Annotated in this window: 15 protein-coding genes; 13 read left to right on the forward strand and 2 right to left on the reverse strand. The window is 71.6% G+C overall.

Annotation, left to right across the window (positions count from 1 at the left end; all coding sequences use genetic code 11):
* Positions 1 to 152: 152 nt before the first annotated feature.
* From BJP65_RS10545 to BJP65_RS10575, 7 genes are all read left to right on the forward strand, one after another.
* A complete protein-coding gene (locus BJP65_RS10545; RefSeq protein ID WP_070409954.1) occupies positions 153 to 1,028 on the forward strand; it encodes an ABC transporter ATP-binding protein in 876 nt (291 codons plus the stop codon).
* Positions 1,025 to 1,828, forward strand: coding sequence for an ABC transporter permease (locus BJP65_RS10550; protein ID WP_070409108.1), 804 nt, complete (start codon positions 1,025 to 1,027; stop codon positions 1,826 to 1,828). The genes BJP65_RS10545 and BJP65_RS10550 overlap by 4 nt, the downstream gene beginning before the upstream one ends.
* Entirely contained in the window at positions 1,825 to 3,075 is a 1,251-nt protein-coding gene (locus BJP65_RS10555) for a sensor histidine kinase (protein ID WP_181015917.1), read from the forward strand. Before BJP65_RS10550 ends, BJP65_RS10555 begins: the two co-directional genes overlap by 4 nt.
* On the forward strand, positions 3,072 to 3,704 hold the full coding sequence (locus BJP65_RS10560; RefSeq protein WP_258027461.1) for a response regulator transcription factor: 633 nt from the start codon (positions 3,072 to 3,074) through the stop codon (positions 3,702 to 3,704). The genes BJP65_RS10555 and BJP65_RS10560 overlap by 4 nt, the downstream gene beginning before the upstream one ends.
* A gap of 74 nt (positions 3,705 to 3,778) precedes the next feature.
* A complete protein-coding gene (locus BJP65_RS10565) occupies positions 3,779 to 4,792 on the forward strand; it encodes an aldo/keto reductase family protein (RefSeq protein WP_070409110.1) in 1,014 nt (337 codons plus the stop codon).
* A gap of 113 nt (positions 4,793 to 4,905) precedes the next feature.
* A complete protein-coding gene (locus tag BJP65_RS10570) occupies positions 4,906 to 6,618 on the forward strand; it encodes a DUF4407 domain-containing protein (protein WP_070409111.1) in 1,713 nt (570 codons plus the stop codon).
* Positions 6,618 to 7,097, forward strand: a complete 480-nt coding sequence (locus BJP65_RS10575; protein ID WP_070409112.1) for an NUDIX domain-containing protein — start codon at positions 6,618 to 6,620, stop codon at positions 7,095 to 7,097. Before BJP65_RS10570 ends, BJP65_RS10575 begins: the two co-directional genes overlap by 1 nt.
* 510 nt (positions 7,098 to 7,607) lie before the next feature.
* Here the strand turns inward: BJP65_RS10575 and BJP65_RS10580 are convergent.
* Positions 7,608 to 8,582 (reverse strand): zinc-binding dehydrogenase, encoded by a 975-nt coding sequence (locus tag BJP65_RS10580; RefSeq protein ID WP_070409113.1) that lies wholly within the window; start codon positions 8,580 to 8,582, stop codon positions 7,608 to 7,610.
* 100 nt (positions 8,583 to 8,682) lie between these two features.
* On the opposite strand from BJP65_RS10580, the gene BJP65_RS10585 reads away from it, so the two are divergent.
* The gene (locus BJP65_RS10585) at positions 8,683 to 9,270 is read left to right on the forward strand and encodes a TetR/AcrR family transcriptional regulator (protein ID WP_055832814.1); all 588 of its coding nucleotides are present in this window, start codon (positions 8,683 to 8,685) and stop codon (positions 9,268 to 9,270) included.
* Between the two features lie 85 nt (positions 9,271 to 9,355).
* Here the strand turns inward: BJP65_RS10585 and BJP65_RS10590 are convergent, their stop codons facing one another.
* On the reverse strand, positions 9,356 to 9,670 hold the full coding sequence (locus BJP65_RS10590) for a YbjQ family protein (protein ID WP_055832815.1): 315 nt from the start codon (positions 9,668 to 9,670) through the stop codon (positions 9,356 to 9,358).
* A 213-nt stretch (positions 9,671 to 9,883) separates the two neighbouring features.
* Here BJP65_RS10590 and BJP65_RS10595 point away from each other — a divergent pair, with 213 nt between their 5' ends.
* From BJP65_RS10595 to BJP65_RS10615, 5 genes are all read left to right on the forward strand, one after another.
* The gene (locus BJP65_RS10595) at positions 9,884 to 10,513 is read left to right on the forward strand and encodes a GntR family transcriptional regulator (RefSeq protein ID WP_070409114.1); all 630 of its coding nucleotides are present in this window, start codon (positions 9,884 to 9,886) and stop codon (positions 10,511 to 10,513) included.
* Positions 10,510 to 12,036 (forward strand): MmgE/PrpD family protein, encoded by a 1,527-nt coding sequence (locus BJP65_RS10600; protein WP_070409115.1) that lies wholly within the window; start codon positions 10,510 to 10,512, stop codon positions 12,034 to 12,036. The genes BJP65_RS10595 and BJP65_RS10600 overlap by 4 nt, the downstream gene beginning before the upstream one ends.
* Positions 12,037 to 12,112: 76 nt before the next feature.
* A complete protein-coding gene (gene prpB, locus BJP65_RS10605) occupies positions 12,113 to 13,012 on the forward strand; it encodes a methylisocitrate lyase (protein ID WP_070409116.1) in 900 nt (299 codons plus the stop codon).
* Between the two features lie 209 nt (positions 13,013 to 13,221).
* Positions 13,222 to 14,406, forward strand: a complete 1,185-nt coding sequence (locus BJP65_RS10610) for a bifunctional 2-methylcitrate synthase/citrate synthase (RefSeq protein WP_070409117.1) — start codon at positions 13,222 to 13,224, stop codon at positions 14,404 to 14,406.
* The gene (locus tag BJP65_RS10615) at positions 14,406 to 15,584 is read left to right on the forward strand and encodes a thiolase family protein (RefSeq protein WP_070409118.1); all 1,179 of its coding nucleotides are present in this window, start codon (positions 14,406 to 14,408) and stop codon (positions 15,582 to 15,584) included. Before BJP65_RS10610 ends, BJP65_RS10615 begins: the two co-directional genes overlap by 1 nt.
* The last annotated feature ends 104 nt before the right edge of the window (positions 15,585 to 15,688 follow it).

Here is a 15,688-nt window from a genome sequence, read left to right on the forward strand (position 1 = left end):
CTCTTCCTGTGCATAAACGCGCTGGCTGAGCGTTCATGCGCAGGATCGGCGTTTCCGCGTGGGGGTGGCGGCCGCGCGTCCACCGATCGGTGGATGCCGAGTCCACCGGTCCGTCGTTCCCCGCCGGGGCCGCGCGCGGTCAGACTGAGGGCATGAGCGAACACGTCGTGCGGGTGCAGAACCTGCGCAAGACCTACCGCGGAGGCGTCGAAGCGCTGCGCGGGGTCTCTTTCGACATCCGACGCGGCGAGACGTTCGCGGTGCTCGGCCCCAACGGCGCCGGCAAGAGCACCGTCATCGAGATCCTCGAGGGCTACCGCGATCGCACGAGCGGTGAGGTGAGCGTGCTCGGCGTCGACCCGCACCGCGGGGGCCTCGACTGGAAGGCGCGACTCGGCATCGTCCTGCAGAACACCGGCGAGGCGCCGACCGCGACCGTGCGGGAGCTCCTCGCCCACTTCGCCTCGTTCTACCCGCGCCCGCGGGACGTCGACGAGGTCATCGCCGCGGTCGGTCTCACCGAGGAGGCCACGGTCAGCGTGCGCAAGCTCTCGGGCGGGCAGCGTCGCCGCGTCGACGTGGCGCTGGGGATCATCGGCCGCCCCGAGCTGCTGTTCCTCGACGAGCCCACCACCGGCTTCGATCCCGAGGTGCGGCGGCAGTTCTGGGACCTCATCCGCCTGCTCCAGGCGGAGGGCACCACCATCCTGCTCACGACCCACTACCTCGACGAGGCCGCCGAGCTCTCGGAGCGCGCCGCGATCATCGTGGCCGGGCAGGTGGCATCCGTGGGCCGCATCGACGAACTCGGCGGACCCGACGCCCGCGTGCCGTTCGTGCGGTGGCGCGAGGGCGGGGTGACGCGCGAGCAGCGCACCGACGACCCGGGCGCGTTCGTCGCGGCCCTCTACGCCCGAGGCGGTGAACCCGAGCGGCTCGAGGTCGTGCGGCCGAGCCTCGAAGACGTGTACCTGTCGTTCCTCGGTGCCGATGAGCGCCGCACCGCGGCTGCGGGGGGTGCCGCGTGAGCCGGGTCCTGCGGCTCGGTGCCGCACGCGTGGGGTTCGAGGTGCGCGCGTACTTCCGCCAGGGCGACTCGGTGTTCTTCACCTTCCTGTTCCCCGTGATGATCCTGCTGATCTTCGCCGTCGCCTTCGACGCGCAGACCTTCGGTCCCCCGGGCGACGAGGTGAAGGCCGCGCAGTTCTACCTGCCCGCCATGCTCGCCGCGGGCGTGCTGCTGTCGGGTCTGCAGAACATGTCGATCGACATCGCGATGGAACGCAGCGACGGCACCCTCAAGCGCCTCGGTGGCACTCCACTCAGCCCCGTGTCGTACTTCATCGGCAAGCTCGGGCAGGTGCTGGTGACCGGCTTTCTGCAGTCGGTGCTGCTGATCGTCGTCGCGGCGGTCTTCTTCGGCGTGCCGCTGCCCACCGAACCGGAGCGCTGGCTGACCTTCGCGTGGGTGTTCCTGCTGGGCGTCACCACCTGCGCGATCCTCGGCATCGGGCTCTCGGCCCTCCCGCGCACTGGTCGCAGCGCCACCGGCGTCGTCATCCCGATCGTGCTGCTGCTGCAGTTCATCTCGGGGGTCTACATCAACTTCGCCGCCCTGCCGGAGTGGCTGCAGAACGTGGCGAGCGTGTTCCCGCTGAAGTGGCTGGCGCAGGGCTTCCGCTCGGTCTTCCTGCCCGAGGGCTTCGCCGCGGCCGAGCCGTCGGGGTCGTGGGAGCACCCGCTGATCCTGCTCGTGACGGGACTCTGGCTCATCGTGGGGCTCGCGGTGGTGCGGGCGACGTTCCGATGGATCCGGAAAGACGCGTGAGGGGCGCGGGAACCGTCGCCTCCGGCGGCGCCGTAGCGACGGGGACCGATAGCCCGCGCGGGGAGCGGGAGCGGGCGGATGCCGTGGCCTCGGCCGTGCGCGGATGGACCCTGGTCTACGCAATCGCGGGTGCCGTGGGCATCGCGATCGCCCTCGTGGCCGGGAGCATCGGGGCGGTCCCGTGGGGGCCGGCGCTCGTGGCGCTGGGAGCCGTCGTCGTGCACGCCGCGCTCGTGCTCGTCGTCCTCCCTCGTGTGCTGAGCGAGCAGGGAGCGCCGCGGGTCGCCACGGGGCTGGCGGTGTCGACGCTGCTGCTCCTTCCCCTGGCCATCGCGTGCGTGCCGTGGATCGCGATGCTGCAGTTCGCGGCGTACCCCCTGCTCTGGGTGATCTCGTCGCGCCGGCGCACGGCGATCGCCTGGACCGCCCTGTCGAGCGTGCTCGTGCTCGTCGCGCTGGCCTGGGGCGGCGACGGCGGCGCGTGGGAGCGCGCCGCGATCATCCAGGCGACGTCGTTCGCCGGCAACATCGGCCTCGGTCTGTGGTTCACCGCCGTCTACCGGCACGCAGCCGAGACCCAGGGCCTGCTCGATCGACTCACCGCCGCGCAGGACGAACTCGCCGCCCTGCACCGCGATACGGGCGTCGTCGAGGAGCGTGGACGTCTGGCCGCCGAACTCCACGACACCATCGCGCAGACGCTGGCGGGGACGGTGCTGCTCGTTCAGCGCTCGCGCCGGGAGCTCGCGGCGGGCGTCCTGGCCGACTCCACCCTCGCCCTGGTCGAAGAGGCCGCGCGCGAGGCCCTCACCGAGACGCGCACCCTCGTCGCGGGCGGGGCGCCCGTGTCGCACGGCGAGGGGCTGGTCGCCGCCCTGACGGTGCTCGTCGATCGCCTCGGCCGCGAATCGGGGCTGCGCATCGACCTGCGCGCCGACGCCGTCACGGGCCTCGACCGCGAGAGCGAGGTCGCGCTGCTGCGGTGCGCCCAGGAGGGCCTGTCGAACGCCCGCCGGCACTCGGGTGCACGACGTGTCGAGGTGACGCTGACCGAGCGCGACGACGGCGTGGAACTGCGCATCGCCGACGACGGCGCCGGCTTCGACCCCGCCGCCCGGGCGCAGGGGTTCGGGCTCGAGGGGCTCCGCGCGCGGCTCGGGCACCTCGACGGCGACCTGCTGATCGACGGCAGCCCCGGGGCCACGGTGCTCACGGCTCGCGTTCCGCGCGCGGCGGTGCGCGCGTGACCGGCCGTGTGATCCGCGTCGTGGTCGTCGACGATCATCCGATCGTGCGGGCCGGGCTCACCGGCATCCTGGATGCCGCCGACGACATGTGCGTGGTGGGCGTGGCCGCCGACGGGATCGAGGCGGTGACCGTCGTGGAGCGCGAACGCCCCGACGTGGTGCTGATGGACATGCGGATGCCGCGCCGCGACGGCGATGAGGCGACGGCGATGCTGCGCGAGAGCGTGCCGACGGCGCGGATCATCGTGCTGACGACCTACGAGAGCGACGACGTCATCGTGCGGGCCATCGCCGCCGGGGCGACCGGGTACCTGCTGAAAGCCGCGCCCGAGCAGGAGTTGCTGGCGGGGATCCGCGCCGTGGCCGCCGGCGAGGTGGCCCTCGCGCCGAGCGTGGCGCGCGTGCTCGTCGCGCAGACCGGGCGACCCGCCGAGAGACCTGCGCTCACCGCCCGCGAGGTCGAGGTGCTCGGCCACGTCGCGCAGGGACTCAGCAACCGCGAGATCGGTGTGCGCCTCCACCTCGGCGAGGCCACGGTCAAGACGCACCTGCTCAAGGCGTTCGCCAAGCTCGACGTCGCCGACCGCACCCGCGCCGTCACGCGGGCGATGGAGCTCGGCATCCTGTGACGCGGTGCGCGCGGCCGATTTCGCCACCAGGGGATTCGGGCCCCGGTGTCGGGGGCCGCGGCTAGCGTGGAGTGATGGTCGGTTATCGCTATCTCGGAAACAGTGGATTCAAGATCTCGGAGATCACCCTCGGCAACTGGGTGACGCACGGGTCGCAGGTCGCAGACGATGCGGCCATCAAGACGGTGCACGCCGCGCTCGACGCGGGCATCACGACGTTCGACACCGCCGACGGCTACGCCAACGGAGCGGCCGAGACGGTTCTCGGAAAGGCCCTCGAGGGTCAGCGGCGCGAGTCGCTCGAGATCTTCACGAAGGTGTACTTCCCCACCGGTCCCGCGGGCCCGAACGACACCGGGCTCAGCCGCAAGCACATCATGGACTCCATCAACGGGTCGCTGAAGCGCCTCGGCACCGACTACGTCGACCTGTACCAGGCCCACCGGTTCGACTACGAGACCCCGCTCGAAGAGACCTTCCAGGCCTTCGCCGACGTGGTGCGGCAGGGTAAGGCCCTCTACATCGGTGTGTCCGAGTGGACCGCCGAGCAGCTGCGCGAGGGACACGCGCTGGCGAAGCAGCTCGGCATCCAGCTCATCTCGAACCAGCCGCAGTACTCCATGCTGTGGCGCGTCATCGAGGGCAAGGTGGTTCCCGCCAGCGAAGAGCTCGGCATCTCGCAGATCGTCTGGTCGCCCATGGCGCAGGGCGTGCTGAGCGGCAAGTACCTGCCGGGCCAGCCGGCGCCCGAGGGCTCGCGCGCCACCGACGAGAAGAGCGGCGCCACCTTCATCAAGCGCTTCTTGAACGACGACACGCTCGAGGCCGTGCAGCGCCTCACGCCCATCGCCGACGAGGCCGGGCTCGCCATGCCGCAGCTCGCGATCGCGTGGGTGCTGCAGAACCCCAACATCGCCGCGGCCCTGGTGGGAGCCTCCCGTCCCGAGCAGCTCGCCGACACGGTCAAGGCGTCGGGCGTCACCCTCGATGCCGACACGCTCGCCGCCATCGACGCGGCGCTCGGCGACGAGGTGTTCTCCGACCCCGAGAACACGTACGAGGTCTCGCCGAAGCAACGACTGGTCTGACGACCGTTCGGGCGGGTCGGACGTTCGCGTCCGGCCCGCCCGACTCATTCCGGGGTCGCGCGCCCCCGGTCCTCGCTCATCTGATCGACAGGAACGCGTCTTACCCTCATCGAATGTCCTTTTCCGATCCACGACCCGGCCGCTTCGGCTCCGACGGTCGCATCGAGTTCACGACGGACGAGGAACGCGCGCAGTACCTCGACGACATCCTCGCCGCGCAGACCGCGGCGGCCCGTCCCGCGCCGCACGACCACACGTCCGAGCCGTGGGGAGCCCCACCCGCCGACGACGACCCGACGCTCCCGATCGAGCGCCGCCCCGCCGAGCCGCGTGAAGCGGATCGCGCGGGCGCCGAGAGCGAGACCACCCCGCTCCCGGCCGCAGACGCCGGCGCCGACGAGACGGTCGTGCTCGATCGCGAGGCTGACGCGGTGACCTCCGCGCACGACGAGCCCGCAGCGCACGGCGAGCCCGCAGCGCACGGCGAGCCCGCAGCGCACGGCGAGCCTTCCGCGAACGGCGAGCCCGATGCCGTCGCCGCCCCGGTGGCATCCGATCCCCGCCCGCCGCGCCTGCGCCGACACGACCCGCGGCGCCCGCGCCTGTCGCTCGTGCGGCGGATGGCGGTGCTGGGCGGGGCCGACAACGACGTGCTCGACGAGGTTCCCGAAGAGGTGCCGCGCTTCGTGCAGATGTTCCTGGTGCTCGCGGGAACGGCGCTCGTCTCGTCGCTGTCGATGATGTTCGCCCTGCTCACCGGGGTGCGCGTCAGCATCTTCCTCGCGATCCCGCTGGCCCTGATCTGGGGCCTCATCATCTACAACCTCGACCGCTTCCTCACCTCGACGATGCGCTCGACGAGGAACGTCTTCCGCCTGCTCGGCCTCGCGTTCCCCCGCATCATCATGGCGGCGCTTATCGGCATCGTCGTCGCCGAGCCGCTCGTGCTGCAGGTGTTCCAGAACGACATCGCCCGCGAGGTGAACTCCACCAACGTCACCCAGGCCTTGACCGATCAGGATGCCGTGACCAGCGGTCCCGAGAAGCAGGCCCTCGACGCCGCGAGCGCCCAGGTGTCGGCCCTCGAGAACCAGGCGGCCACCGGTATCGTCAGCGGAACCTCGTCGACGTCGGCCGAGTCGGCCGCGGCGCAGCAGACCGTCGACCAGCTCACCCAGCAGCTCGTCGCTCAGCAGAGCGTCATCGACCAGGCGCGCGCGGTGTACCAGTGCGAGCTCACCGGCCAGGGCGCGGGCACCGTGCCCGGCTGCACCGGTCTCGCCGGCGCCGGCGCGAGCTCCGAGGCCGCCCAAGCCCAGCTCGCCCAGGCGCAGTCGTCGTACGACGCGCTGTCGACGCAGCTGCAGCAGGCGCAGTCCACCCTCGCCGCCGCCAACACCTCGGGCGCCGAGGCCGCAGCGTCGTCGGCCGACCAGAACAAGCAGCAAGCCGAAGACCAGCTGCCCGCCGCCCGCACCCAGTACGAGTCGGCGTTGGCCGCGTACAACGCGCGCGCGTCGTCGATCGCCGACGGCAACGCGGGCGCCGTCGGACTGCTCAGCCAGATCACGGCCCTCGAGCGCCTGTCGGACCGCGAGCCCGCCCTGCGCTGGGCGCATTACCTGATCGCGGCGCTGTTCTTCATGATCGAGCTGCTCCCCGTGCTCGTGAAGGTACTCACCGGCTTCGGCGGCCCGTCGCTGTACGAGAAGGCCGAGAAGATGCGCGGGCAGATCGCCCTCGACCGCGTCACCGCCCGTACGTTCCGCAAACGGGCCGACGTGATCGCCGACGAGGCCGCCCGCGTGCCGGTGGCGACGGCCTGATGGTCGTCTGGAGCGCGGGGCTGCTGCTGTACCGGCTGACCCCGGCGCCCGAGGTGCTCGTCGCGCACATGGGCGGGCCCTTCTGGGCGAAGAAGGACGCGGGCGCGTGGTCGATCCCCAAGGGGGAGTTCGACCCCGAGACCGAGGGCGCTCTGGATGCCGCCCACCGTGAGTTCCGCGAGGAGCTCGGTGTCGAACCGCCCGAGACGCCGTGGGCCGAGCTCGGCACGTTCGCGTACTCGTCGGGCAAGAAGGTCGTCGTGTTCGCGGGCGACGGCGCCGGGTTCACGGCATCCGGCTTCACGTTCGGCACCTTCGAGATGGTCTGGCCACCGCGCTCGGGAAAAACGGCGGCTTTCCCCGAGGTCGACCGCGTCGAATGGATGGGCCTGGATGCCGCCCGCGACGCCCTCGTGAAGGGCCAACGCCCCGCGATCGACGCGCTGGCCGCGGCGCTGGAGGCTTCGCGCGGCGCGTGAGGCGTCTCGCCGTCGCGTGTGCGGGCAAGAACCGTTGAGTGTCCAGGACACGCCGCGTCCTCGGTGCGCGGTGCGGCGTGTTCTGGACACTCAAACGTCGGGTTTGGGCGGCGTGGGGGCGGGCGCGGGCTCGGCCGCGTACTTGGGCGCGGGCGTGGGGCGTGGGGCGTGGGGCGTCTCGCCGCCGCCCGGGCGAGCAAGAACCGTTGAGTGTCCAAGACACGCCGTGTCTCCGGTGCGTGGTGCGGCGTGTCCTGGACACTCAATGTCGGGTTGGGGGCAACGCGGGCGTGGGCGCGGGTTCGGGCACAGGCGCGGGGTACACCGCCGGAGCCCGGGCGGGCAAGAACCGTTGACTGTCCACGACACGCCGCGCCCCCGGTGCGCGGTGCGGCGTGTCCTGGACACTCGACGTCGGGTTCGGGCGGCGCGAGGGCGGGCGCGGGGCGAGCACGCGCGGCGGGCGCGCCGCGGTGCCCCCGCGAGGGCGGGCACCGCGGCGCTACCGGGTCACGGGCGCAGCAGCACCTTGCCCACGCGCGGGGCGTCGCTCGCGGTGACGGCTTCGACGATGTCGTCGAGGCCGAAGGTGGCGGCGACGGGGAGGGTGAGGGTGCCGTCGGCGAGGTAGCGTGACAGTTCGCCGAACAGGGCGCCGCGGGTCTCGGCATCCATCGTCTTGCTGACGACGCTGCCCCAGAAGCCCTTCACGGTGGCCTGACGGAAGATGAGGTCGCCGGCGCCGAGCTCGAGCGTGCCCGCGCCCATCGAGCCGAAGATCACGAGGGTGCCGTTCTCGCTGAGCAGTGACAGCACCTGACCCGCGGCGGATCCGCCGACGGAGTCGACGCCCGCCACGACCCTGCCGTCGCCGACGAGGGCGAGGGCCTTGTCGCGCCAGTCGTCGGTGTCGGTCGACACGACGTTGTCGATGCCCTGCGCGGCGAGCTCGTCGACGGCGCTCTGGCGACGCACCAGACCGACGACGTTGACGCCGCGCGCCCGGGCGATCTGCGCGACCATGCGGCCGACGGCGCCGTTGGCGGTGTTCTGCACGATCCAGTCGCCGGGCTTCAGGTCGAGCGAGTGCAGCAGGCTGATGGCGCTGAAGGGCATCGACACGAGCTGCGAGGCGACCTCGTCGGACAGCCCCTCGGCGACGGGGATGAGCCCGGCGGCCTGGGCGACGACCTGCTCGGCCCACACGCCGAAGGTGCCGCCGGTGGCGACGCGCTGACCGACGGTCAGGCCCTCGACGCCCTCGCCGAGCTCTTCGATCACGCCGACGGCTTCGGTGCCGGCGCGCGCGGGCAGCTCGGGCTTGAAGCCGTAGGTGCCGCGGATGGTCCACAGGTCGTGGTTGTGGATGGGCGACAGGAGCACGCGCAGGCGCACCTGGCCGGGGCCGGGGGTCGGGTTCTCGACCTCTTCGACGCCGACGACGTCGGCCGGCTCGCCGAACTCGTGGTGGATGACTGCGCGCATGATTCCTCCTGTGGTTATTTTGTAACGACCGGTCTAATATAGACCTCGGGTCTGAGACCGCAACCCGGGAGTTCGTGAGCGGCGCGAGAGAAGGACACCCATGGGCAGGATGCCGAGCTTCGAGCGCTCCGTCGTGATCGACGCCGCGCGCGACGTGTTCTGGCGGCGCGGGTACGCCGAGGCGGGCATCGCCGAGCTCGAGGAGGCGACCGGCCTCACCCGCTCGAGCATCTACCACGCCTTCGGCAGCAAACGCGGTTTGTTCGATGCCGTGCTCGCGGGCTACCTCGACGACGTCGTGCGCACGCGTCTGCGCCCCCTGGGCGGGGGAGACCCCGGTGCCCTCGAGGCGTACGTCGACGAGATGTGCGCGGCAATCGAGGCCGACACCCCGCGCGCTCGACTCGGCTGCCTGCTGCTCAACGCCGGGTCGTCGCCGCTCGCCACCGACGACGCCGAGGTGCGCACCCTCGTGTCGGACTACGCCGCCGAGATGCGCACCGCCATCCGCGCGGCGGTCGCCGATCGTCGCCCGGATCTGGCCCCGGATGCCGTGGACGCCCTCGCCGCGGTCTGCGCCTCGCTCGTGGTGGCCGGGCTCACCCTCGCGCGCGCCGACCGCGACGCGTCGCTGGCGACCCTGGCATCCATTCCGACGACCCTGGAGTCGTGGCAGCGAAGCGCGTGAGTCGCCGAAGATCGTCGCTCGCGCGACCACCTCAGCGACACAATCCGGCACCTCGCGCGTAAGGAGCGCGACGGGTGCGGCGGGATCAGGCCAGCTTCACGGCCGTGCCGTAGGCGACGACCTCTTGGAAGTTCTGCGCGACCTCGCTCGTGTCGAATCGCATCGCGATGACCGCGTCGGCGCCCAGGGCCTGCGCCTGCTCGACGAGGCGCTGCTTGGCCTCGTCGCGGCTCTGCTGCAGCTGCTTCGTGAGGCCCTCGAGCTCGCCGCCGAAGATCGACTTGAGGCCGGCGCCGAACTGCACGCCGATGTTGCGGGCGCGCACGGTGAGGCCGGTCACCTCGCCGTACACCTCGACGATCTGGCGGCCGGGGACATCGTTCATGGTTGTGACGAGCATGCGCCCAGTGTGGCAGCGCGGCGGGCGGGGGCGCCAGTGCGGATCCGCGCCCCGCGGACGGTGAGTCGAGCGGATGCCGAGCGGTGCGGCGGTGTGCGAGAGGGCGGCCGCGATGCCGCCCGCTGGCGACGCCGTGTGTATACCCAGGGGGCTCCTGTCGGCTGGCCATCCGTCCAAACGGCGCGTAATGTATACACGACGAGGGGGTGCGGTATGCGAGCAGGAGAACGGGCCTACGCGACCCTCCTCGACGAGATCCAGACGGGCGCTCTCGCCCCCGGAACCGTCCTCGGCGAGGTGGAGCAGTCCACCCGCCTCGGTGTCAGTCGCACCCCCCTGCGCGAGGCATTACGTCGGCTGGCATCCGATGGTCTCGTCGCCCAGGCCTCGCCGCGCGTCACCGTCGTGGCCGGGATCGACGCCGACGACATCCGGGCGCTGTTCGAACTCCGCCGCGCCCTCGAGACCCAGGCGGCGCGCAGCGCCACGGCTCGGGGCGACGGTCGCCTCTTCACGGCGCTCGCGGGCGAGTTCGCCGCCGTCGACACCGCCGATGCCGACGCGTACTACTCCCTCATCGCGCGCTTCGACGCCCAGATCGACGACGCCGTCGCCAACCCCTACCTCTCCGCGGCCCTCCGCAGCGTCCGCACCCACCTCGTGCGCGTGCGGCGCATGGCCCGCGACAACCCCCTCCGTCTCTCGGCCTCCGCCGGGGAGCATGAACTGATCGCGCGAGCGATCGGCGCCGGCGATCCCGAACTCGCCGCCCACGCCACCCACGTGCACCTGCACAACGCCCTCACCACCATCCTCGAAGCCCTCACGGAGGACCCCTCATGACGATCACCCACCACGTGCGCGTACACCGCAGCGACGAGAACCTCGCTCGCGAGGGACAGCTCGCCTGGGCGCTCGCCCGGGTCGCCACCGACGCCGTCGCGGTCGACGACGACGTGATCGACATGATCGTGAACCGCCTCATCGACAACGCCGCCGTCGCCGCCGCGTCGATCACGCGGCAGCCGGTCAGCGCCGCGCGCCAGCAGGCACTCGATCACGCCGTGTCGATCGGCGGATCCGGCGCCACGGTGTTCGGCTGCGCGCTCGAACGCCGCTCCAGCCCCGAGTGGGCCGCGTGGGCCAACGGGGTGGCCGTGCGCGAGCTCGACTACCACGACACCTTCCTCGCCGCCGACTACTCGCACCCGGGCGACAACATCCCGCCCGTGCTCGCCGTCGCGCAGCACACCGGACGTGACGGCGCCGCCGTGGTGCGCGCCCTGGCCACGGCGTACGAGATCCAGATCGACCTCGTGCGCGCGATCTCGCTGCACAAGCACAAGATCGACCACGTCGCCCACCTCGGCCCTGCCGCCGCCGCCGGTATCGGCACCCTGCTCGACCTGGATCAGGAGACGATCTACCAGGCCATCGGTCAGGCCCTGCACACCACCACCGCCACGCGCCAGTCGCGCAAGGGCGAGATCTCGACGTGGAAGGCGCACGCCCCCGCCTTCGCGGGGAAGATGGCGATCGAGGCCGTCGACCGGGCGATGCGCGGCGAGACCAGTCCCTCGCCCATCTACGAGGGCGAGGACGGCGTCATCGCGTGGATGCTCGACGGCCCCCAGGCCTCGTACGACGTACCGCTGCCCGGCGAGGGCGAGAGCAAGCGCGGCATCCTCGACTCGTACACGAAGGAGCACTCGGCCGAGTACCAGGCGCAGGCCTGGATCGACCTGGCCCGCCGCCTGGGCACGGAGCGGCCCGACCTCCGCGACCCCGCGAACGTGGCATCCATCGTGCTGCACACCAGCCACCACACGCACTACGTGATCGGCTCGGGGGCGAACGACCCGCAGAAGTACGACCCGACCGCGTCGCGCGAGACGCTCGACCACTCGATCCCGTACATCTTCGCCGTCGCCCTGCAGGACGGCGCGTGGCACCACGTCGACTCCTATGCGCCGGAGCGCGCGGGCCGGGACGACACGGTGGCCCTCTGGCACAAGGTCACCACGGCCGAGGATGCCGAATGGACGCGCCGCTACCACTCGGAGGATCCGAACGAGAAGGCGTTCGGCGGCCGCGTGGTCATCACACTGAACGACGGTTCGACGGTGCAGGACGAGATCGCCGTCGCCGACGCCCACCCGCTCGGCGCCCGTCCGTTCGCGCGTGAGGACTACATCCGCAAGTTCCGCACGCTCGCCGAACCGGTGCTGCAGCCGGAGGAGATCGAGCGCTTCCTCGAGCTCGTGCAGCGTCTGCCCGAACTGACTCCGGCCGAGGTCATGCAGCTCACGATCGTGGCGAAGCCCGGCGTGCTGGCCCTGGCCCCCGCCCCGAAGGGGCTGTTCTGATGCGCGGGGGCGGGTGCGCTCCCGAGAAGCCGGAGCCGCCGGTGCGCGAGATCCACTCCACGAAGCGGAGCCGCTGATGCTGTACTCCCAGACCACCCCCCAGCAGAAGCGCCGCGCGCTGCGCGACAAGCTGGCATCCGGAGAGCTCGTGCGGATGCCGGGAGCCTTCAACCCGCTGTCGGCTCGGCTCATCGAGCGCAAGGGCTTCGACGGCGTGTACATCTCGGGGGCCGTCATCTCGGCCGACCTGGGCCTGCCCGACATCGGCCTGACGACCCTCACCGAGGTCGCCGGACGCGGGCAGCAGATCGCGCGCATGACGGAGCTGCCGGCGATCATCGACGCCGACACCGGGTTCGGCGAGCCGATGAACGTCGCCCGCACGATCCAGACGCTCGAAGACGCGGGGCTGGCCGGCACGCACATCGAGGACCAGGTGAATCCGAAGCGCTGCGGGCACCTCGACGGGAAGAGCGTCGTGGATGCCGACACCGCGATCAAGCGCATCCGCGCGGCCGTCGATGCCCGGCGCGACCCGGACTTCCTCATCATGGCGCGCACCGACGTGCGGGCCGTCGAGGGGCTGGATGCCGCGATCAACCGCGCGAAGGCCCTGGTCGACGCCGGCGCCGACGCGATCTTCCCCGAGGCGATGCGCGATCTCGGCGAGTTCGAGGCGATGCGCACCGCGCTGGACGTGCCGATCCTGGCCAACATGACCGAGTTCGGCAAGAGCGAGCTGTTCTCCACCGCCCAGCTGCAGGACGCCGGGGTGAACCTGGTCATCTGGCCGGTGTCGCTGCTGCGCCTCGCGATGGGCGCCGCCGGTCGGGGCCTGGATGCCCTGGCATCCGAGGGGCACCTGCGCGAGCATCTCGGTGAGATGCAGCACCGCGCCGACCTGTACGACCTCATCGACTACGAGGGCTACACGCGTTTCGACGCCGACGTGTTCGACTTCACCGTCGAGCGCTGAGGCGGCGGCAGACCAGCGTGTCCCACTCCGTGCAGGTTATGCGCCTGTTTTCTGCACCAAGTGGGACACGGGTGGGTTCGCAACGGCGGGGCGTCCCACTCCGTGCAGGTTCAGCGCCTGTTTTCTGCACCAAGTGGGACACGGGTGGGTTGCCGGTAGGCGGCCGGGGTGAGACAGAGTAGAACCGAGCACGACTCGAGGGAGAGACGATGACCGACATCAAGAAGGGCCTCGCCGGCGTCACGGTCGACGAGACCGCCATCAGCAAGGTCAACCCCGACACCAACAGCCTGCTGTACCGCGGGTACCCCGTGCAGGAGCTCGCCGCGACGCAGCCGTTCGAGGCGGTGGCGTACCTGCTGTGGAACGGTGAGCTTCCGGATGCCGCGCAGCTCGACGCCCTGCGCCGGACCGAGCGTCAGCACCGGGCGCTGCCCGACGAGGTCCGCGCCGCGATCGACCTGCTGCCCACCTCGGCGCACCCGATGGATGAGGTGCGGACGGCCGTGAGCGTGATCGGCGCGCGCGAGACCGCGGGCATCGCGAACGTGATGGATGCCGTGGGCACCCCCGAAGAGAACCTCGAACGCAGCATCCGCCTGTGGGCGCAGCTGCCCGCCGTGGTCGCGTACGGTCAGCGCCGCCGGCGGGGCGAGGAGCTCATCGAGCCCCGCGACGACCTGGACTACTCGGCCAACTTCCTGTGGATGACGTTCGGCGAGGAGTCCGACCCCGTCGTCGTCGACGCCTTCAATCGCTCGATGATCCTGTACGCCGAGCACTCCTTCAACGCCTCGACGTTCACCGCGCGCGTGATCGCGTCGACGCTCAGCGACCTCTACTCCGCCGTCGTCGGGGCGATCGGCGCGCTCAAGGGGCCGCTGCACGGCGGCGCCAACGAGGCCGTGCTGCACGTGTTCGACGAGATCGGTTCGGCCGAGAACGTCGGCCCCTGGCTCGACACCGCCCTGGCCGAGAAGCGCAAGATCATGGGCTTCGGTCACCGCGTGTACAAGCGCGGCGACTCGCGTGTGCCCACGATGAAGGCCGCGCTGGACACGCTCGTCGCCCACTACGACCGCCCCGACGTCGCCGCGCTGTACGACGCGCTCGAGAGCCAGTTCGTGGAGCGGAAGGGCATCTACCCCAACCTCGACTACCCCTCGGGTCCGGCGTATGCGCTGTTGGGCTTCGACACGCTCACCTTCACGCCCCTGTTCGTGGCCGCGCGCATCACCGGCTGGACGGCGCACATCCGCGAGCAGCAGGCGTCGAACGCCCTCATCCGGCCCCTTTCGGAGTACGTCGGCCCCGATGAGCGTCACATCGCGGGGTACGTCCCCGACGCGGCCGTGATCGACGCTCAGGAGCGCCCCGAAGAGGCGGCGGGCTGATGACCGCACCGCGCATCGTCGTCGTGTCGGGGGCGCGCACGCCGATCGGCTCCTTCGGCGGGGCGCTGTCGGGCGTCGATGCCTTCGAGCTCGGCGCCGTGGCCGTGACCGAGGCCCTCCGGCGAGCGGGCGTCGACGAGGACGCCGTCGACGAGGTCGTGATGGGCTGCATCGCCCAGAACGGCCCCGACGCCTACAACGCTCGCCGCGTCGCCCTCGCGGCGGGGCTGCCGACCCGCGTCCCCGCGTTCACGGTGAACCGCCTCTGCGGTTCGGGTCTGCAGGCGATCTGGTCGGCCGCGCAGGAGCTGCGCTGGGGTGGCATCGACGTCGCGGTGGCCGGCGGCGACGAGAGCATGTCGCGCACCCCCTTCCTCGAGTACGGGGCCCGCGGCAACGCCCGCCTCGGCGACCGCACACTGCTCGACGGCACGCTCGCGATCCTCACCGACCCCTTCAGCGGCCGGCACATGGGAACGACGGCCGAGGTCGTGGCATCCCGGTACTCCGTCTCGCGCGAGGAGCAGGACGCCTTCGCGGTCGAGAGCCAGCGCAGGGCGGCGACGGATGCCGCGCGCGCGGCCTTCGCCGAGGAGATCGTGCCCGTGACCACCGGCGGGAAGCGGCCGGTCGAGGTCTCGGTCGACGAGCATCCGCGACCCGGCACCACGAGGGAGGCGCTCGCGGGGCTCCGCCCGGCATTCGAGAAGGACGGGTCGGTGACGGCGGGCAACTCATCGGGCATCAACGACGGCGCCGCCGCGACCGTGCTCATGCGCGAGGACGACGTGCGCGAGCGCGGCCTGACGGGGCTGGTGACCCTGGAGGCCGTGACGACCGCGGGCGTCGACCCCGAGATCATGGGCTACGCCCCCGTGCTCGCGCTGCAGCGGCTGTGGGAGCAGACCGGGCTCACCCCCGGCGACGTCGACGTGATCGAGTTGAACGAGGCCTTCGCCGCTCAAGCGGTCGCCGTGATCCGCGACGCCGGACTCGACCCCGAGAAGGTCAACCCGTACGGCGGCGCGATCGCCCTGGGTCACCCGGTGGGCGCGACGGGCGCCATCTTGACGGTGCGGGCGGCCCTCGATCTGCAGCGCCGCGACCTCGAGTACGCGGTCGTGACGATGTGCATCGGCGGCGGCCAGGCGCTGGCGGCGCTGCTGCGGCGGTACTGACGTCCCGGCGTGCACAACGGCGGGGCCGGCTGGCGGCGCGCCGTCGTGGGGGTGGGGTGATCGGCGTGTCGGCTGTGTCGTCCGCGGTTGTGCGCGCTCCGGCG

The sequence above is a fragment of the Microbacterium sp. BH-3-3-3 genome, from assembly GCF_001792815.1.
Lineage (GTDB): Bacteria > Actinomycetota > Actinomycetes > Actinomycetales > Microbacteriaceae > Microbacterium.

What these genes read in the sequence shown, in the direction of transcription:
- BJP65_RS10545 (WP_070409954.1), top strand. Translation starts at nt 153, where the DNA reads ATGAGCGAACACGTCGTGCGGGTGCAGAACCTGCGCAAGACCTACCGC.
- BJP65_RS10565 (WP_070409110.1), top strand. Translation starts at nt 3,779, where the DNA reads ATGGTCGGTTATCGCTATCTCGGAAACAGTGGATTCAAGATCTCGGAG.
- BJP65_RS10570 (WP_070409111.1), top strand. Translation starts at nt 4,906, where the DNA reads ATGTCCTTTTCCGATCCACGACCCGGCCGCTTCGGCTCCGACGGTCGC.
- BJP65_RS10575 (WP_070409112.1), top strand. Translation starts at nt 6,618, where the DNA reads ATGGTCGTCTGGAGCGCGGGGCTGCTGCTGTACCGGCTGACCCCGGCG.
- BJP65_RS10580 (WP_070409113.1), bottom strand. Translation starts at nt 8,582, where the DNA reads ATGCGCGCAGTCATCCACCACGAGTTCGGCGAGCCGGCCGACGTCGTC.
- BJP65_RS10585 (WP_055832814.1), top strand. Translation starts at nt 8,683, where the DNA reads ATGGGCAGGATGCCGAGCTTCGAGCGCTCCGTCGTGATCGACGCCGCG.
- BJP65_RS10590 (WP_055832815.1), bottom strand. Translation starts at nt 9,670, where the DNA reads ATGCTCGTCACAACCATGAACGATGTCCCCGGCCGCCAGATCGTCGAG.
- BJP65_RS10595 (WP_070409114.1), top strand. Translation starts at nt 9,884, where the DNA reads ATGCGAGCAGGAGAACGGGCCTACGCGACCCTCCTCGACGAGATCCAG.
- BJP65_RS10600 (WP_070409115.1), top strand. Translation starts at nt 10,510, where the DNA reads ATGACGATCACCCACCACGTGCGCGTACACCGCAGCGACGAGAACCTC.
- prpB (WP_070409116.1), top strand. Translation starts at nt 12,113, where the DNA reads ATGCTGTACTCCCAGACCACCCCCCAGCAGAAGCGCCGCGCGCTGCGC.
- BJP65_RS10610 (WP_070409117.1), top strand. Translation starts at nt 13,222, where the DNA reads ATGACCGACATCAAGAAGGGCCTCGCCGGCGTCACGGTCGACGAGACC.
- BJP65_RS10615 (WP_070409118.1), top strand. Translation starts at nt 14,406, where the DNA reads ATGACCGCACCGCGCATCGTCGTCGTGTCGGGGGCGCGCACGCCGATC.